The organism is Corallococcus llansteffanensis, assembly GCF_003612055.1.
Taxonomy (GTDB): Bacteria; Myxococcota; Myxococcia; order Myxococcales; family Myxococcaceae; genus Corallococcus; species Corallococcus llansteffanensis.
In genome coordinates, this window is the sequence record NZ_RAWB01000178.1 from 1 (window position 1) to 16,392 (window position 16,392).

13 protein-coding genes are annotated in these 16,392 nt (G+C 70.2%); 3 read left to right on the forward strand and 10 right to left on the reverse strand.

The window, feature by feature from the left end; genetic code table 11:
- The 4 genes from rnc to D7V93_RS18295 form a co-directional block, all read right to left on the reverse strand.
- On the reverse strand, positions 1-808 hold an 808-nt coding region (gene rnc / locus D7V93_RS18280), incomplete at its 3' end, for a ribonuclease III (RefSeq protein WP_120644638.1).
- Between the two features lie 14 nt (positions 809-822).
- On the reverse strand, positions 823-1,683 hold the full coding sequence (locus D7V93_RS18285) for a hypothetical protein (RefSeq protein ID WP_208723061.1): 861 nt from the start codon (positions 1,681-1,683) through the stop codon (positions 823-825).
- Entirely contained in the window at positions 1,683-2,828 is a 1,146-nt protein-coding gene (locus tag D7V93_RS18290; RefSeq protein ID WP_120644630.1) for an acyl-CoA dehydrogenase family protein, read from the reverse strand. The genes D7V93_RS18285 and D7V93_RS18290 overlap by 1 nt, the downstream gene beginning before the upstream one ends.
- A 34-nt stretch (positions 2,829-2,862) precedes the next feature.
- A complete protein-coding gene (locus tag D7V93_RS18295) occupies positions 2,863-4,392 on the reverse strand; it encodes an acyl-CoA carboxylase subunit beta (protein ID WP_120644639.1) in 1,530 nt (509 codons plus the stop codon).
- A 214-nt stretch (positions 4,393-4,606) separates the two neighbouring features.
- On the opposite strand from D7V93_RS18295, the gene D7V93_RS18300 reads away from it, so the two are divergent.
- Entirely contained in the window at positions 4,607-4,987 is a 381-nt protein-coding gene (locus D7V93_RS18300) for a YtxH domain-containing protein (RefSeq protein ID WP_120644631.1), read from the forward strand.
- Between the two features lie 81 nt (positions 4,988-5,068).
- On the opposite strand, the gene D7V93_RS18305 is transcribed toward D7V93_RS18300, so the two are convergent.
- Positions 5,069-5,845: an enoyl-CoA hydratase-related protein gene (locus tag D7V93_RS18305; protein ID WP_120644632.1), complete on the reverse strand. Its 777-nt coding sequence runs from the start codon at positions 5,843-5,845 to the stop codon at positions 5,069-5,071.
- A gap of 104 nt (positions 5,846-5,949) precedes the next feature.
- On the opposite strand from D7V93_RS18305, the gene D7V93_RS18310 reads away from it, so the two are divergent.
- Positions 5,950-7,905, forward strand: coding sequence for a TIM44-like domain-containing protein (locus D7V93_RS18310; protein ID WP_120644633.1), 1,956 nt, complete (start codon positions 5,950-5,952; stop codon positions 7,903-7,905).
- 28 nt (positions 7,906-7,933) lie between these two features.
- Here D7V93_RS18310 and D7V93_RS18315 read toward each other — a convergent pair whose 3' ends face one another.
- From D7V93_RS18315 to D7V93_RS18335, 5 genes are all read right to left on the reverse strand, one after another.
- Positions 7,934-8,908 (reverse strand): hydroxymethylglutaryl-CoA lyase, encoded by a 975-nt coding sequence (locus D7V93_RS18315; protein ID WP_120644634.1) that lies wholly within the window; start codon positions 8,906-8,908, stop codon positions 7,934-7,936.
- Positions 8,909-8,941: 33 nt separating this feature from the next.
- Positions 8,942-9,667 (reverse strand): methyltransferase domain-containing protein, encoded by a 726-nt coding sequence (locus tag D7V93_RS18320; RefSeq protein ID WP_120644635.1) that lies wholly within the window; start codon positions 9,665-9,667, stop codon positions 8,942-8,944.
- 43 nt (positions 9,668-9,710) lie between these two features.
- Positions 9,711-10,910 (reverse strand): aminotransferase class I/II-fold pyridoxal phosphate-dependent enzyme, encoded by a 1,200-nt coding sequence (locus tag D7V93_RS18325; RefSeq protein WP_120644636.1) that lies wholly within the window; start codon positions 10,908-10,910, stop codon positions 9,711-9,713.
- Positions 10,911-10,976: 66 nt separating this feature from the next.
- Positions 10,977-11,951, reverse strand: a complete 975-nt coding sequence (locus D7V93_RS18330) for a phosphatase PAP2 family protein (protein WP_244237364.1) — start codon at positions 11,949-11,951, stop codon at positions 10,977-10,979.
- Entirely contained in the window at positions 11,948-14,413 is a 2,466-nt protein-coding gene (locus D7V93_RS18335) for an efflux RND transporter permease subunit (protein WP_244237365.1), read from the reverse strand. Before D7V93_RS18335 ends, D7V93_RS18330 begins: the two co-directional genes overlap by 4 nt.
- Positions 14,414-14,839: 426 nt before the next feature.
- On the opposite strand from D7V93_RS18335, the gene D7V93_RS18340 reads away from it, so the two are divergent.
- The gene (locus D7V93_RS18340; RefSeq protein WP_120644637.1) at positions 14,840-16,390 is read left to right on the forward strand and encodes an aminotransferase class I/II-fold pyridoxal phosphate-dependent enzyme; all 1,551 of its coding nucleotides are present in this window, start codon (positions 14,840-14,842) and stop codon (positions 16,388-16,390) included.
- The last annotated feature ends 2 nt before the right edge of the window (positions 16,391-16,392 follow it).

The following is a 16,392-nucleotide window of genomic DNA, read 5'->3' on the forward strand; positions in this document are numbered from 1 at the left end:
CCGGAGGGTCGTCCGGTGAAACCCCTGGGGTTGGCGGCATCACCGGCTCTGGGGCGGCGGCCTCGGCCGTGAGGACGACCTCCGGCTCGGGGTCCGGAGCCGCCGACGGCGCGGACTTGAGGCGCTCCAGGGTGCTGCGCGCGGCGGACTGCTCGGCCTCCTTCTTGTTGCGGCCGGTGGCCCGGGCGTACACGCCCTCCCCTATACACACCTCCACCTCGAAGACCTTGGAGTGCTCCGGCCCGCTCTCCGCCACCACCCGGTAGCGCGGGGACAGCTTGAGCTTCTCGTGCGACATCTCCTGGAGGAGCGTCTTGTAGTCCAGGCGGCCGGCGCCGGAGGCCACCTCCTCCAGCATGTCCCCGAAGCACCGGTCCACCAGAATCAGGGCCGGCTCCAGGCCGCCGCTCAGGTACACCGCGCCCAGCACGGCCTCCAGGGCGTCCGCGAGGATGGAGTTCTTGTCCCGGCCGCCCGACTGGGACTCGCCCCGGCCCAGCAGCAGCAGCTCGCCCAGGCGCAGGGTGCGGGCCACTCGCGCCAGCCCCTCCTCGTGGACGATGCGGGCGCGCATCTTGGTGAGCTCGCCCTCGGGCACGCCGGGGCAGCGGTCCATCAGCCGGTGGCTCACCGCGAGGTCCACCACGGCGTCGCCCAGGAACTCCAGGCGCTGGTTGTCCTTGAGGTTCAGGTCGCGGTTCTCGTTGACGTACGTCTTGTGCGTCAGCGCCTCCAGCGCCAGCTCCCGCTTGGAGAACGTCACTCCCAGGCGCCCCTCCAGCACCTGCACCCGTTCGACGAGGGTCATCTTCTCCACGGGTGTCACTCCTGGGGCGCGTCCGGGCCCACGAGGCGCACGGCCTCGGGAGCGACCTTCAACAGGTCCGCCACCATCCGCACCACGCCCGGGAACTCGTCCAGCTCGAAGCGGCCCGCCCACACCTTGCCCCGGGTGCCCGCCAGGAGCCCCCGGAAGGTGCGCCCGGCGATGCGCGCGGCGGCGAAGCGGTACGCCTTGCCGTCCACCTGGAGCTGGGCCAGCAGCTCCAGGCTGCTGCGCGGCGGCACCAGCGCCTGGGGACCGAACTTCTCGACGATCTCCACGAAGCGCACCGGCCCCGCGCCCGCGACGGACGGCGCCCGGGCCACGGGCTCTCCGAAGAGGGCCGCCAGGTAGCCCGTGAGCGCCGCGCGCTCGCGGAACTCCGACAGCTCGATGATGTGGCCCGCCGCGGTGGGCAGGTCCTCACCGCCGCGCACGGCCTCCGCGATGCGGAAGTTGCCCTGCCGGTCCGCCACCAGCCGCACGGAGAGGTGGCCCTCCTTCACGAGGGTGGACAGCTCCAGCGACTGCGGATCCACGTCCGCGGGCAGCCCCAGCAGCTGGAGTTCCTCCGAGCGGCGCTGCAGGTGGAAGACGTGGTCGCTGAAGGTGTCCAGCAGGAGGACCTGCATCTCCTCCGCCGCATCGATGGCGCTCAGCAGGATGGGCGTCATGCCCACCACCGCGGCCGGCGCGATGGGGATGAGCCGGTCGCCCACCACCTGGAAGGTGATGTCGGTGATGAAGTCCTTGGTGATGGGGTTCACCAGGGACGCGGCCTCCAGGTCCAGCACCACCTCGGTGCCGGACGGCTCCTCCTTCACCTTGAGTCCCAGCTCACGCAGCCGAGCGGTATCCATCAGGCCCCTTTGAAGGTCTCGCGGGCGATGATGGTGCGCTGGATCTCGCTCGTGCCCTCGCCAATCTCACAGAGCTTGGCGTCGCGCAGGTAGCGCTCCACCGGGAACTCGCGCGTGTAGCCGTAGCCGCCGTGGATCTGCACGGCCTTGTTGCACCCGCGCATGGCCGCCTCGGAGGCGAACAGCTTCGCCATGGAGGCCTCCTCCGAGTACGGCTGACCCGCGTCCGCGAGCCGCGCCGCGCGGTGCACCAGCAGGCGCGCCGCCTCCAGCTCCGTCTTCATGTCCGCCATCATCCAGCGCAGGCCCTGGAACTCGCTGATGGGCTGGCCGAAGGCGGTGCGCTCGCGCGAGTACGCCACCGACTCCTCCAGCGCCCCGCGCAGCAGGCCCACCGACAGCGCGCCAATGGTGATGCGGCCCTTGTCGAGGATCTTCAGCGTGTCGATGAAGCCCCGGTCCACCTCGCCCACGATGGCGTCGTCGCCCAGCTCCACGTTCTCCAGGATGAGCTCCGCGGTGTCCGAGGAGCGCATGCCCAGCTTCCCGTGGATGGAGCGCTGGCTGAAGCCCGGCACGCCCTTCTCCAGCACGAACGCGGTGATGCCCTTCTGGCGCTTCTCCGGCGACGTGAGCGCGAGCACCACGAACACGTCCCCGACTGTGCCCTGGGTGATGAACATCTTCGCGCCGTTGAGCACCCACTTGTTGCCCTTGCGGACCGCGGTGGTGCGCATACCGGACGCGTCGGAGCCGGATCCCGGCTCGGTGAGGCCCCACGCCCCCAGCCACTCGCCGGACGCGAGCTTGGGCAGGTAGCGCTGGTGCTGCGCCTTGTTGCCGAAGACGCGCACGTGGCTCGTCCCCAGGCCGTTGTGGCTGGCCACGGTGAGCGCGAGCGAGCCGTCGTAGCGGGCGATCTCCTCCACGGCCACCGCCACGGCGAGCGAGTCCATGGCCGCCCCCCCGTACTCCTCGGAGACGAGGATGCCGAGCACGCCCAGCTGGCCCAGCTCCTTCACGACCTCCATGGGGAACTTCTCGTCCCGGTCCCAGTCGCGCGCATACGGCTTCACGCGGCGTTCACAGAATTCACGGAGAGAGGCCTGGAGGGCGCGGTGGCTGTCGGGAAGGTCGAAGTCCATGGTCGGGGCGGGAATCTAGCTCAGGTGGGGCTGCTCAGACGGGATAGACACCGTGCTTCTTTTCCGCACGGGGCTGGAAGCGCTCGGCGTACAGCGCATAACGCTGCATCAGCTCGCCGCGCAGCGAATCGCCGGGGATGACGGCGTCGATGATGAGCTCGCTGGCCAGCTTGTAGATGTCCACATCCTGCTTGTACTCGTCGCGCAGCTTCTGGACGAAGGCCGGCCGCTCGGCCTCCGGAAGCTCCTGGATCTTGTTGAAGTAGACGGCGTTCACCGCCGCCTCCGGGCCCATCACGGCGATCATCGCCTGGGGCAGCGCCAGCGTGGCCTCCGGGGCGAAGCCGGGGCCGCTCATGGCGTAGAGGCCCGCGCCGTAGGCCTTGCGCACCACGACGCAGATGCGCGGCACGCTGGCCTCGGACACCGCGGAGATCATCTTCGCGCCCGCGCGGATGATGCCCGCCCGCTCCACCTTGGTGCCGATCATGAAGCCCGGCACGTCCGCCAGGTACAAGAGCGGGATGTTGAATGCGTCACACAGCCAGATGAACCGGGCCGCCTTGTCCGCGCTGTCCACGAACAGCACGCCGCCCTTGTACTTGGGCTGGTTGGCCACGATGCCCACCGGCTGACCGCCAATGCGCGCCAGGCCCGTGATGATCTCCTGAGCGAAGAGCTTCTTCACCTCGAACCAGCTCCCCTCGTCGATGAGCTCCGTGATGAGGGCGTGCATGTCGAAGGGCTTGTTCTGATCCGGCGGGATGATCTCATCCACGCGCTTGCCGCTGTGCTTGGGGGCCTTCACCTCCATGCGCGGCGGCGGCTTCGTGAAGTTCTCCGGGAAGTACGCCAGGTACTGCTTCGCGGCGGCGATGGCCTCCTGCTCCGTCTTCACCAGCACGTCGCCCACGCCGGACACCGAGCAGTGCATCTTCGCGCCGCCCATCTCCTCCAGCGTGACCTTCTCCCCGATGACCATCTCCGCCATGCGCGGGCTGCCCAGGTACATGGACGCGTTGCCGTCCACCATGATGACCAGGTCGCAGAACGCGGGGATGTACGCGCCGCCCGCGGCGGACGGGCCGAACAGGAGGCAGATCTGCGGGACCACGCCCGACAGGTGGACCTCGTTGTAGAAGATGCGGCCCGCGCCCCGGCGGCCGGGGAACATCTCCACCTGGTCGGTGATGCGCGCGCCCGCGGAGTCCACCAGGTACATGAGCGGGCAGCGCGACGCCTTCGCCGTCTCCTGGATGCGGAGGATCTTCTCCACCGTGCGGGCGCCCCAGCTGCCCGCCTTCACCGTGGAGTCGTTGGCCATGATGGCCACGGTGCGGCCCGCGATGCGCGCGAGGCCCGTGATGACGCCGTCGGAGGGCAGGTCCGCGTCCAGGTTGTTGGCGAGCTTGCCGTCCTCCACGAACGAGTCCGCGTCCACGAGCAGGCGGATGCGTTCGCGGGCGAAGAGCTTGCCGGCCTCGGTGTTCTTCGCGTGGTACTTCTGGGCGCCACCCTTCTCCACCTGGGCGATCGTCTCGAGCAGCTTCTGGTCGTAGGACATGGCCCGGGCCACATACCAAAAAGGCCCTGGCCTGGCTGCCTTCTTGCCGTGGGGCCCACCGGACGTGCCGTCCAGAGGACGACGCAACAGGCCAGCGCGCGGCATTCCGGGGGGATGTCACCAACGGCCTCCCTGCCTACCTTGATGTTGCACGAGGGGGGTGCACCCAGGCGGGCCACCCCTTCTCGTGAATCATCCGGCCCAGGAGGGACCCATGTTCAGAGCGAAGAAGGCGACGTGGCAGGCGAAGGCTTTGGCCAAGAGCAAGCTGTACCGTCAGTTCCTGGCCCACCAGCTGCTCGACCAGCTCCCCGAGTACGCCGACGTGGCGACGAAGAAGGCCAAGAAGTCCTGGGACAACTTCGACGCGGACGACGCGCTGCGGTATGTGGGATTGACGACGTACAAGCCGGCGAGCACGGGCCTGGGCGGCATCGGCGCGTTCCTGCTGGGAGCGGCCGCGGGCAGCATCGTCGCGCTCCTGATGGCGCCGCGTCCGGGCACCGAGCTGCGCTCCACCGTCAAGGACAAGGCGATGGGCTACATCAACAAGCAGGGCGTGAACATCGGCGGTGAGAAGACCGCGAGCGCCTAGTCACGCGGTGAAGCAGTGACGTCAGGGGCGGAAGGTCCGCGGGCAACCGCGGGCTTGCCGCCCCTGTCGCTTTCGCGGGGGTCAGCGGCCTTTATAGACAGGAGGACGCTTCTCCGCGAAGGCGCGGAGTCCTTCCAACCGGTCCTCCGTCTTGAGCACCTCCTCGTACTTCTTGAGCTCCAGCGCGAGCGCTTCGTCCAGCTCCAGGCCCGTGCCCTCGTCGATGGCGTGCTTCGCCGTGGCCACCGCCACGGGCGCGTTCTCCACGACGGCCTCGGCGAGCTGGAAGGCGACCTCCAGCAGGTGCCCTTCCGGGGCCAGCCGGTTGACCAGCCCGATGCTGAACGCCTCCGCCGCGTTGACGCGCCGGGCGGTGAGGATGAGGTCCTTCGCGCGCCCCGGGCCGATGAGCCGGGCCAGCCGCTGCGTGCCGCCGCCGCCGGGGATGATGCCCAGCTTGACCTCCGTGAGGCCCAGCTCGGTGGCGGGTGAGGCGACGCGCAGGTCGCACGCCAGGGCCAGCTCCGTGCCCCCGCCGAAGGCCGCGCCGTTGATGGCGGCGATGAAGACGCAGTCGCTCTTCTCGATGGCGCGGAAGGCGAGGCGCAGTCCGTTGAGGAAGGCGCGCACCTCGTCCTCCGCCATGCCGGTGCGTTCCTTGAGGTCCGCGCCCGCGCAGAAGGCCTTGTCGCCCGCGCCGGTGAGGATGACCGCGCGCACGTCGCGGCTGGAGGAGACGCGGGCCACCAGCTGGCCCAGCTCCTGGAGCATCGCGCGGCTGATGGCGTTGCGGCGGCTCTCCCCGTCGATGGTCCAGATCTCGATGGCGCCCCGGGCGTCGACCTTGAACTCCGGCATCTTCGCTCCCCGTGGCGGGCCGCGCCTGGCGACCCGCGTGAATGGCGCGCAGCCTGCGACCGGTTCTCCAGTCTGGCAAGCCGTAAACGGTTAGGATTTCACCCATGCCTTCGTGCCCTCCGACGAAACGCCCGTGGCGGTGGCTGCCGGGTCTGCTCACCGTCTCCACCCTGCTCGTGCTCGCCCTGCCGCTGGTGGCCCTGGCGCGCGGCGGTGGCGGCGAGCACTACACCTCCGGTCGCGACCGCGGCGGCGGGGGCGGTGGGGGCGACGGCCTGCCCCTGTGGCTGCTCTTCGACCTGATCCGGCTGATCTTCCTGTACCCGAAGGTCACCCTGCCCCTGCTCCTCCTCGGCGGCGTGGCGTACTGGTTCTACAAGCGCAACCTGCACCCCACCGCCACCACCCAACGCGCGTTGGATCAGCGCGAGGCGGAGGTGCGCACGGAGGTGTCGGGCCGCGACGTGCAGGGCTGGGTCAACGCGCTCAAGCTCAAGGACCCCTCGTTCGAACTGCAGCCCACGCTGGACAAGGTGCGCTGGCTCTTCCTCGAGCTGCAGAAGTCGTGGTTCCGCCGCGACATGGCGCCGGTGCGCCCCTTCCTGTCGGACGCGACGTGGCAGCGCTTCAACGTGCAGCTGCAGCTCATGAAGGCGCAGGGCGTGCGCGACGCGCTGGCGGACATGAACGTGCAGGACGTGCAGCTCATCGGCCTGCACCAGACGGCCTGGTACGACAGCATCCACGTGCGCGTGCGCGCCAGCATCCGCGACACGGACGTGCCCGCGGACCAGACGGACGCGCAGGCCATGGCCGCCGCGAAGAAGGTGGCCGCGGAGTCCTTCACGGAGGTGTGGACGTTCGTGCGCAAGCCCGGCGCGCAGACGCGCATCGGGGAGGACCTGTTCCAGGGCAAGTGCCCCAACTGCGGCGCGCCCTACAAGGGCGGCGCGTCCAACACCTGCGAGTTCTGCAACGCGGTGGTGAACTCCGGCAACTACGACTGGACGCTCTCGGAGATCACGCAGGGCGTGGAGCACGTGCGCCACCACAAGCAGGTGGACGGGCTGATGCAGGCCCGCACGGACGACCCGGCGCTGAATCTGGAGATGCTGGAGGACCGCGCGTCGCTGCTGTTCTGGAAGTGGATCGACGCGCAGAGCCGCAATGAGACGAAGCGCCTGTCCAAGGTCGCCAACGCGGACGTCATCACCCGGCTGGAGGGCGAGCTGACGGAGCTGTCCAAGCGCGACCGACGCCGCGTCTTCCTGGAGTGCGCGGTGGGCGCGGTGGACGTGCGCGCGCTGGAGGTGCACCCGGAGTCGTTCGACGAAGCCCAGGTGGAGATCCGCTGGAGCGCCCGCATGGGCGTGGGGCCCGCGAACCAGCGGCCCCCCAGCCTCCCCACCGTGCCCCAGCGCTGGGTCTTCACGCTGGTGCGCCGCCATGGCGCGCAGACGAACACGGACACGGGCATGGCCACGGACCGCTGCCCGCAGTGCAACGCGCCCCTCACGGACAGCGCCGCCAACACCTGCGAGTTCTGCGGCACGGTGCTGGGCAACGGCGAGCGCGACTGGGTGCTCGCGTCCGCCCTCCCCTTCGAGTCCTGGAACGTCCAGCACGCGCAGCGGCACTCCGCCGCCGTGGCCCGGCACCGGCAGGCGCGCCAGGAGGAGCGGGGCGCGGTGGTGGCACCGGTGGAGGGCGACCGGGTGATGACGGACGCGAAGGAGCGCGAGCGGCTGCTCTACATGATGGCGTCCATCGCCGCCGCGGACGGCGAGGTGTCCAACGCCGAGCGCCGCCTGCTCAAGCTGTGCGCGGAGCGCTGGAGCGTGTCCTGGCCCAACGTGGAGATGGCGCTCAACGCCGGCCCCCAGCTCTTCGAGCGGCTGGTGCCGCGCGGCAGCCCGGAGGCGGAGGTGTTCCTGCGTCACATCGTGGAGATGGCGCTGGTGGACGGCCGCATCGACCGCAAGGAGCGGAAGATGCTGCAGATCGCCGCCCAGCACCTGGGCCTCGAAGCCCAGCTGCCGGCGATGCTGGGAGACCACTAGCCGCAGCGGCAGGGGCCTCCCGTGCGCCTCAGGTCTGCGCGCGGCGCGAGGCCTTCTTGTCCCGCTCGCCCAGCGCTGCCTGAAGGTACTTGCCCGCGAGCTTCCTGCCGATGAGCTCCTGGGCGATCTCCCCGGCCTCCACCAGCCGGTCCAGGTTGATGCCAGTGTCCACGCCCATGCCCTGCAGCATGAACACGGCGTCCTCGGTGGCCAGGTTGCCCGCGGCCCCGGGGGCATAGGGGCAGCCGCCCAGCCCACCGATGCTCGCATCGAACGTGGTGACGCCCGCGGACAGGCCGACGAGCGCGTTGGCGAGCGCGGTGCCGCGCGTGTCGTGCAGGTGCAGGGCCAGGGTGTCCACCGGCATGTGCTGGAGCAGCGCGGAGAGGATCTCCTCCGTCTGCCGGGGCGTGCCCACGCCAATCGTGTCGCCCAGGCTGAGCTGGTAGATGCCCGCGTCCACGAGCTGGCGGCAGATGTCCACCACGCGCTCCACCGGGACGTGGCCCTCGTAGGGGCAGCCCCACACGGTGGACAGGTAGCCGCGCACGCGCATGCCGGCCTTGCGGGCGGCGGCGGTGACTTCCTTCGCCCCGGCCAGGGCCTCCGCGATGGTCTTGTTGATGTTCTTCTTGGAGTGGGCCTCCGACGCGGAGATGAACACCGCGGCCTCCTCCAGGCCCGCGGCCTGCGCGCGCTCCAGGCCCTTCAGGTTGGGCACCAGCGCGGAGAAGACGACCCCCGGGCGGCGGCCCACCTGATTGAGCAACTCCTCCGCGTCCGCGAGCTGGGGGATCCACTTGGGTGACACGAACGACGTCACCTCGATGCGCTTCTCCCCTGCCGCGACGAGGGCGTTGATGAGCCGCGCCTTGTCCCGGGTGGGCAGCGTGCGCAGCTCGTTCTGGAGGCCGTCGCGGGGGCCGACCTCGTACACGTCGACCTTGCGGGGCAGATGCCCCAGCAGGCCGACCCGCGTTCGCGCTGGTTCTTTCGGATCCACTTGGACGTGTCCCGGGCCGTCACGCGGGAAGCTTCAGTCCCGCCGCAGCCCTGCTCCCACGATGAGGTCGGTCGACTCGGGTGTCATCGGCCCGCCCTCCAGGCCTCCGTGCACCCACGTCGTCGAAAAGCCCGTGCTTTCCAACAGCCGTTCCAGTTCCGCAAGAGGATAGTAACGAATGGCGTACGCCGCCCGCAGCACGCGTCCATCCGGCAGCGTCAATTGACGCTGCCCCACGTCCCTGCCACGCGTCGCGTCGAAGCGGCTCTCCTCCTCCAGGAGACTCCCATCCGGTAACCGCTCGCGGAAGGCGGCGCCCGGGGATCGCGCCAGCCGCTCGTACGGCACCGTCTGGAACACGAGCCTCCCGCCGGGCCGCAGCACCCGCGCCACCTCGCGGAGGATCTGGACGTGCTCCGCGTCGGAGAAGGCGAAGAGTGTCGAATACCAGGCGTAGGCGCCCCCCAGCGCTCCGGCCTGGAAGGGCAGCGCCCGCAGGTCACCCCGCACCACCGGGAAGCCGGGGCGGCGCAAGCGCAGCGACAGCGCATCCCGCTCCAGGCCCACCACCCGCCCGGCGAGCGCGCCCTCCGCGTTGAGCCGCGCCGCGTGCCGGCCGTGGCCACAGCCCAGGTCCACCACCGGGCCCTCCACGTCCGCGAACGCCCGGGACAGGTAGTCCGCTTCCCGGGCCGTCACCGCCTCGGAGAGGAACGGCAGCGTGCTGCGCAGGTACAGCTCCCCGAAGAAGTCGTCCACGGCCCGGGCCCCATGAGCTCAAGACTTTCGATGCTCCGGCGCGTCAGCGCTTCAGCGCGGGCAGCTTCGCGCCCAGCCGGCGCACGGCCTCATCCAGCACGCCTTCGGACTTGCAGAAGGCGAAGCGCGCGAAGCCCTGGCCCAGGTGGCGGTGCTCGGGGCCGTAGAAGACGCTGGGCGGGATGGCGGCCACGCCCACCTCCGTCACGAGGTGCCGGCAGAAGGCCACGTCGTCCGCGAAGCCGTAGCCCGCGATGTCCGCGAGGATGAAGTAGCTGCCCTCCGGCGAGTACACCTTGAGGCCCGCGGCACGCAGGCCCGTGAGCAGCCGCTCGCGCTTCTCCGTGTAGAGCGCCGTCAGCTCCTGGAAGTAGCTGTCCGGCAGCCGCAGCGCCACCGCCATGGCGGCCTGGAACGGCGACGCGGTGGCGAAGGTGACGAACTGGTGCGCGCGCTGCACCGCGTCCCGCAGCGCGGGGGGGGCGATGATCCAGCCGATCTTCCACCCGGTGAGGCTGAACGACTTGCCCGCGCTGCTCACCGTCACCGTGCGGTCCGCGAGCACCGGCACCGTCGCGGCGCGGATGTGGCGCGCGGGACCGAAGACGATGTGCTCATACACTTCATCCGCCAGCACCTTCACGTCGTACTCGGCGCAGAGGTTGCCCAGGAACTCCAGCTCCTCGCGGGTGAAGACCTTGCCCGTGGGGTTGTGGGGCGAGTTGAGGATGAGCAGCCGCGTGCGCGGACCGATGGCCGCCTTCACCTCGTCCCGGTCGAACCACCACGTCGCGTGCGCCGCGTCCGGCGGGCGCAGGGGCACGTAGCGCGGCGTCGCGCCCACGAAGGTGATGTTCGCGTCGTAGGAGTCGTAGAACGGCTCGAAGGCCACCACCTCGTCGCCCGGATCCACGAGCCCCAGGATGACGTCGAGGATGGCCTCCGTGGCGCCGCTGGTGACGGACACCATGGTGTCCGGATCCACGGCGTGGCCGTAGAAGCGCTGCGAGTGCTCCGCGATGGCGACGCGCAGGTCTTTCGCGCCCACGCCGGGGGCGTACTGGTTGACGCCGCCCTGGATGGCCTTCCACGCCGCTTCCTTGATGGCGTCCGGCCCGTCGAAGTCGGGGAACCCCTGCCCCAGGTTCACCGCCTGGTGCTTGAGCGCCAGGGCGCTGAACTCGGAGAAGACGGTGGTGCCGAAGCGGGAGACGCGCTGCGAGAGCACGGGCCGGGAGGACATGGGGGCGGGCCTCTGGAAAGGCGCCAGCGCGTGTCCACCCCGGCCGTGGGGCGACCGGCTGGCGGTTCAGGGCCGGACGATAGCGTCCACGGGCACGGAACGCGCGCCCTGTTCCACCGCGCGCTGCCGGGCGGCCCGGGACAGCGCCAGGGCCAGCCCCGTCACCACCAGCACCAGCGGCACCGCGAACACCAGGTCGATGGTGTAGTGGAAGCGCCCCGCCAGCGTCGCGAAGATGAGGCCCAGGCCGGGGAACAGCATCACCCAGAAGAAGCGCCGCGCGAACCGGAACGCGTAGATGAGCACCACCAGCGCCACCCCGGTGTGCCCGGAGGGGAAGCAGTCCCGGGTATACACGGGCGTGCGCATCATCGACTCCAGCAGCGGCGTGAGCAGCCAGCCGCGCAGGGGCGCGTCGAAGGCGCCGATGAGGAAGTAGCGCGGCCCCACCGCGGGCACCAGCGAGTAGGCCGCGTAGTTGAAGCTCAAGAGCAGGCCCAGGCCCAGCAGGTACTCGTCGAAGCCCGGCGTGGCGCCCCGGCCGCGCGCGTACAGGAAGATGCCCAGGAGCAGCGGCCAGACGAAGTGGCCGTAGTAGCAGAGCATCAGCACGTCGTTGGCCCACGGCGGCACGACGTGCGACAGCGACACCGCCGCCTGGAAGCCGAAGAGGCGCTCATCCACCGCGATGAGCTGGGCGTCCTTCACCAGCGGGTTCATCCAGTCCACGATGGGGCCCAGCCACCCATGCGACAGGGCGGACACGGGCAGGAGCCAGAAGTCCGCCGCGATGGCGATGAGCGGCTGGCGCGGGAAGCGCGCCTCCAGCAGGCGCAGGAACGGCACCCCAAGGGCAAACAGGCCGAACAGGCACGCGCTGCGGGTGGAGTGCGGTGCCCAGCGGGCCGGGCCCACGCACACCAGCGCCGCCACCGAGCAGGCGGCCATGAGGACCACGTCCACCTGACGGAAGCGCACGAGCGTTTCGTCGGACTGGAAAACGGGCCGCACGCGGCCCTGGCTGAAAGACCAGATGTTCACGCCGATTTGCGCTCCCCCGGCGACTCGGCCGGCAGCTCGCCGGCCCCCCCGAGATTGAGGCTCCGCACCACCGCGCCCGCTTCAGGCGCCACCGCGGACCGCCGACCCTTCCACCGCTCCAGCAGCGCCAGCATGGCCGGGAAGAACACCGTCGTCCCCAGGAAGGTGCACACGACCCCCAGCAGCGCAATCTGACCGATGCTCCTCAGCCCCTGGTGGTTGGCCACCAGCAGCGCTCCGTAGCCCGCCGCGTTGGACAGGGTGGCCACCACCGCCGCGAAGCCCGTGTTGCGCACCACCCGTCCCAGCGACCCGGGGCCCTCTTCCTCGTACCGGTGGAACAGGTGCACCGAGTTGTCCACCGCGATGGCGAGCAGGTTGGGCAGCACCACCGCGTTGATGAAGTTGAGCTGCACGTCGAAGAGGTACATGCCTCCCGCGAGGCAGGTCATCCCCAGGAACAGCGGGCCCGCCACCAGCAGCGCGCGCTTGAAGCTGCGCAGGCTGGCCAGGATGACGAGGAACACCACCGCCGCCGCGGACCAGAGGATGAACGGACCGTCCCCCCGGACCAGGGAGAAGATGCGCGCCGCGATGCGGTTGCTGTCCAGCACCGCCAGGTCGATGCCCTTCTCCTTCGCCCCGGCCACCACCTGATCCAATTGCGCGGCCCAGCGGTGCAGGTCCTGCGTGTCGTAGTTGGACACTGAAGGGAACAGCAGGAGGAACATCCCCTTGCCGTCCAGCGCCTCGAAGCGGCGGCGCGCCTCCACCGGCACCTGCTCCAGCCCGTAGGGCTTCGCGTCCACCAGGGCCCGCAGGTCCTGCACGCGCGTGTCCGCCTGCGCCGACTTCGGCAGCCCGTCCAGCAGCGCGCGGATGCGGGAGAGCTCCGCGGCGTGGCCCGGCACATCGGAGGGCACCAGGTCGCTCAGGGACGCGGTGCGCAGGAACACGGAGTCCGCGCCGTTCTTCGCCTTCACCCGGGCGATGACGGCCTCCACCTCGCGCACCTGCTCCAGCGAGTCCACCGCGAGGATGGCCGGGTTGAGCGGCGCGCCGATCTGCTCCGTGATGTGGTCGTCCAGCCGCGACGACGGGGAGTCGCCCTTCAGGTTGCGCAGGTTCGTCTCGAAGCCCAGCCGGGGCGCGATGCGCACCGAGTACGCCGCGAAGCCCACCACCAGCAGCGCCACCGCGGTGATGAGGCCCGTGGGCCAGCGGCGCCACTCCTTCTCCCGGACGGCCGGAGCCTTCGGAGCCTCGGGAGCCGCGCTGCCCGAAGCCGGCTCCCGCCGGAAGGGCCGGATGCGCTCCGCGATGGCGAGCAGCGACGGGCCCAGCGCGTACGCGGACAGCACCGCCATCAGCACGCCCAGGCCCGCGAGCAGACCGAACTGCTGGAAGGCGTGGAACTGCGCCAGCATCAGCACGAAGAACGCCGCCGCGTTGGTGACGGCGGACGTGAGCGCCCCGCTGAAGGTGCCGCGCACCGCCGCCTCCAGCGCCTCGCGCACCCCGTGCCGCTCCCGCTCCTCCCAGTAACGCATCGCCAGGTGCACGCCGTACTCGATGCCCAGGCCGATGAGGATGGCGACGAGGAAGCCCGTCACGATGTTGAGGTGCCCGATGGCGCCCTGCGCGAACGCGAACGTCAGCACCAGCCCCACCGCCACCGGCACGCCCACCACCGCCAGCGCCGACACCCGCCGCGTGGCCAGCAGGATGAGCCCCACGGCGACGAGCGCGGACAGGCCGCCCGCGTTGGCCAGGTCGTTGCGCATCACCGCGTCCTCTTCGATGCGGCTCTGGAAGTTGCCCGTCGCCTCCAGCGTCACCCCCGGGTAGCGCTCCTGGGCGAGCTTGCGGCCGGTGTCCAGCGCCGTCGCCACGAAGCGCCGCGCGAACTCCAGGTCCCCCGCCGTCCCCGACGGCTTGATCATCAGGTAGACCTCGGTGCCCTCGCTGTTGGCCAGCGTCTCCGGCAGCGCCGTGGCGGGCGTGTGCTTCCGGGCGATCTCCTCGAAGGAGGGCGGCGCCTCCTCCGCGCCCAGGTCCACGAACAGGGGGCTCGCGCGCTCCTTCTCGTAGCGGACCCGGGCCTCCAGGTCCTCGCGGAGCGCGGCGACCTTGTCGGTGGGCAGCAGCAGCAGCCCGTGGCGGCGGAAGAAGGCCACGTCATAGTGGTGCTCGACGTAGCGGACCTCCGGGAGGGCCTCCAGCCGCCGCTGATATTCGGTGGCGTAGGTCTTCAGGGCCTCCGGTGTTCCACCCTTCGCCATGACGACGAGGTACCCGTCACCCCCCGCCTTCTCTGACACGCGTGTCAGATCCCGGACCTCCGGGGCACCCTCCGGGAGGAGCTCCACGAAGGAGCCCCGGAACTCCAACCGTGACGCGAAGAGGCCCGCGGCAACGGTGATGAGCCCCACGACGAGCAGGACCTGCCAGGGGCGCGACATCGCCGTCCGGATGAAGCCCTCGAACCACCGCTGTCGTCGTGCCTGGGACACCGTCACTCCTCTGATTCCCGCCGGCAAAGCAATAATCCGGCCACAGTCCAGGCCCCCAAACAGCTGGCCCTCCGGAACCCATTCCCCGTGTGAACCCGTGTGTGCACGCGGGGTTGTAGCATTCACGGGTCAACAGGATTCCGGAGGCGCGGCGTGCCACCAATGTGGCGTGAGTGTCAAGGCGCGCCCTGACACGGACGCCCCACGTGGCGAGCAGGGGAACCGTCCCCGCCTTGACAGTGCGGATTTCCCTCTTTATTCACCCCCACGCGTCGTCCCCTGGGTGAGCGCGCGCGCCGGGCGGTCCAAAGACGGAACGAGCCCTGCATGTGGAGAGCGGCTCGGATCACCCCCCGACGCGTAAGAAAGACCACCATGAGCGACGTGTTCGACAAGTGCCGTACCTGGAAGGACTACCGCATCGCCAAGGCCACCGGCCTGTATCCGTACTTCCGGGCGATCGAAGCGTCTCATGGCGCCACGGAGGTGGAGATCGAGGGACGGCGGGTCATCATGGTGGGTTCGAACAACTACCTGGGCCTGTCGGCGGATCCGCGCGTGAAGGAAGCGGCCATCAAGGCGACGGAGAAGTTCGGCACCACGTGCTCGGGCTCTCGCCTGCTCAACGGCACGCTCGCGCTGCACGAGGAGCTGGAGGCGCGGCTGGCGAAGTTCCTCAACCGCGAGGCGGCCATCGTCATCTCCACCGGGTTCCAGACGAACCTGGCGCTCGCCTCCATCCTGGGCCGGCACGACATCGTCTTCAGCGACCGGCAGAACCACGCCTCGCTGGTGGACGGCGTGCGCCTGTCGTTCGCGACCGAGCGCAAGTTCCGCCACAACGACATGGATCACCTGGAGCAGCTCCTGGCCGCGGCGGATCCGGGCGCGGGGAAGATCGTCGTCACGGACGGCGTGTTCTCCATGGAGGGCGACGTCTGCAACCTGCCCCGTATCGTGGAGCTGGCGAAGCACTACAACGCCCGCGTGATGACGGATGACGCGCACGCCATGGGCGTGCTGGGCGAGCGCGGCCGCGGCACCTCCGAGTACTTCGGCCTGGAGAAGGACGTGGACCTGGTGATGGGGACGTTCTCCAAGAGCTTCGCGTCGCTGGGCGGCGTGCTCGCGGGTCCGTTCGACGTCATCAACTACATCCGCCACAAGGCCCGCTCGGTCATCTTCTCCGCGTCGATGACGCCCGCGTCCATCGCGGCGGCGCTCAAGGCGACGGAGATCATCGAGGCGGAGCCGGAGCGCCGCGCGCGCCTGCTGGACATCGCGGAGAAGATGCACAACGGCTTCCGCGCCATGGGCTTCGACACGGGCGTGTCGGTGACGCCGGTGGTGCCGGTGCACATCGGCGACCAGGTGAAGTGCTTCCGCTTCTGGCGCGCGCTGCACGAGGCGGGCGTGTTCGCCAACCCCGTGATTCCCCCGGCGGTGGAGGCGGGCCACGCGCTCATCCGGACCAGCTACATGGCCACGCACACCGACGCGCAGCTGGACCAGGTGCTGGACACCTTCGAGAAGATCGGCCGCAAGCTGAACGTCATCCCGGAGACGCGCCCCACGGTGTACGAGCCGGTGCAGATCGCCCGGCCGGGCAGCGGGGTGCGCGGCAACAAGGCGAGCGAGACGTGGGCCGCGGGCTCCGCGGGCCTGCTCGCGGACAAGGGCTTCTCGCTGGAGCAGCTGTCGCGCATGTCGTCGCGTGAGATGGCGGGCAAGTTCTTCGACGCGGTGGAGCAGCTCACCTGGCGCGCGGCGAACCTGCAGCCAGAGGACCTGCGCCGGCTGGGCGGCGCGCCCAAGAAGCTGTGGGAGAAGCGCAGCGAATTGGGGGGCCTGCTCCTGGAGAAGGGCGCCCACCTGTTCATGCGCAACGGCGACGGCTCCGACGGCAACCCGGCCGAAAGGAACTGAGC

Bases quoted from the DNA above. Each gene is read 5' to 3' on its own strand.
- D7V93_RS18305 (WP_120644632.1), bottom strand. From the start codon at position 5,845: ATGCCGGAGTTCAAGGTCGACGCCCGGGGCGCCATCGAGATCTGGACC.
- D7V93_RS18325 (WP_120644636.1), bottom strand. From the start codon at position 10,910: ATGTCCTCCCGGCCCGTGCTCTCGCAGCGCGTCTCCCGCTTCGGCACC.
- D7V93_RS18340 (WP_120644637.1), top strand. From the start codon at position 14,840: ATGAGCGACGTGTTCGACAAGTGCCGTACCTGGAAGGACTACCGCATC.
- D7V93_RS18290 (WP_120644630.1), bottom strand. From the start codon at position 2,828: ATGGACTTCGACCTTCCCGACAGCCACCGCGCCCTCCAGGCCTCTCTC.
- D7V93_RS18300 (WP_120644631.1), top strand. From the start codon at position 4,607: ATGTTCAGAGCGAAGAAGGCGACGTGGCAGGCGAAGGCTTTGGCCAAG.
- D7V93_RS18310 (WP_120644633.1), top strand. From the start codon at position 5,950: ATGCCTTCGTGCCCTCCGACGAAACGCCCGTGGCGGTGGCTGCCGGGT.
- D7V93_RS18285 (WP_208723061.1), bottom strand. From the start codon at position 1,683: ATGGATACCGCTCGGCTGCGTGAGCTGGGACTCAAGGTGAAGGAGGAG.
- D7V93_RS18295 (WP_120644639.1), bottom strand. From the start codon at position 4,392: ATGTCCTACGACCAGAAGCTGCTCGAGACGATCGCCCAGGTGGAGAAG.
- D7V93_RS18335 (WP_244237365.1), bottom strand. From the start codon at position 14,413: ATGTCGCGCCCCTGGCAGGTCCTGCTCGTCGTGGGGCTCATCACCGTT.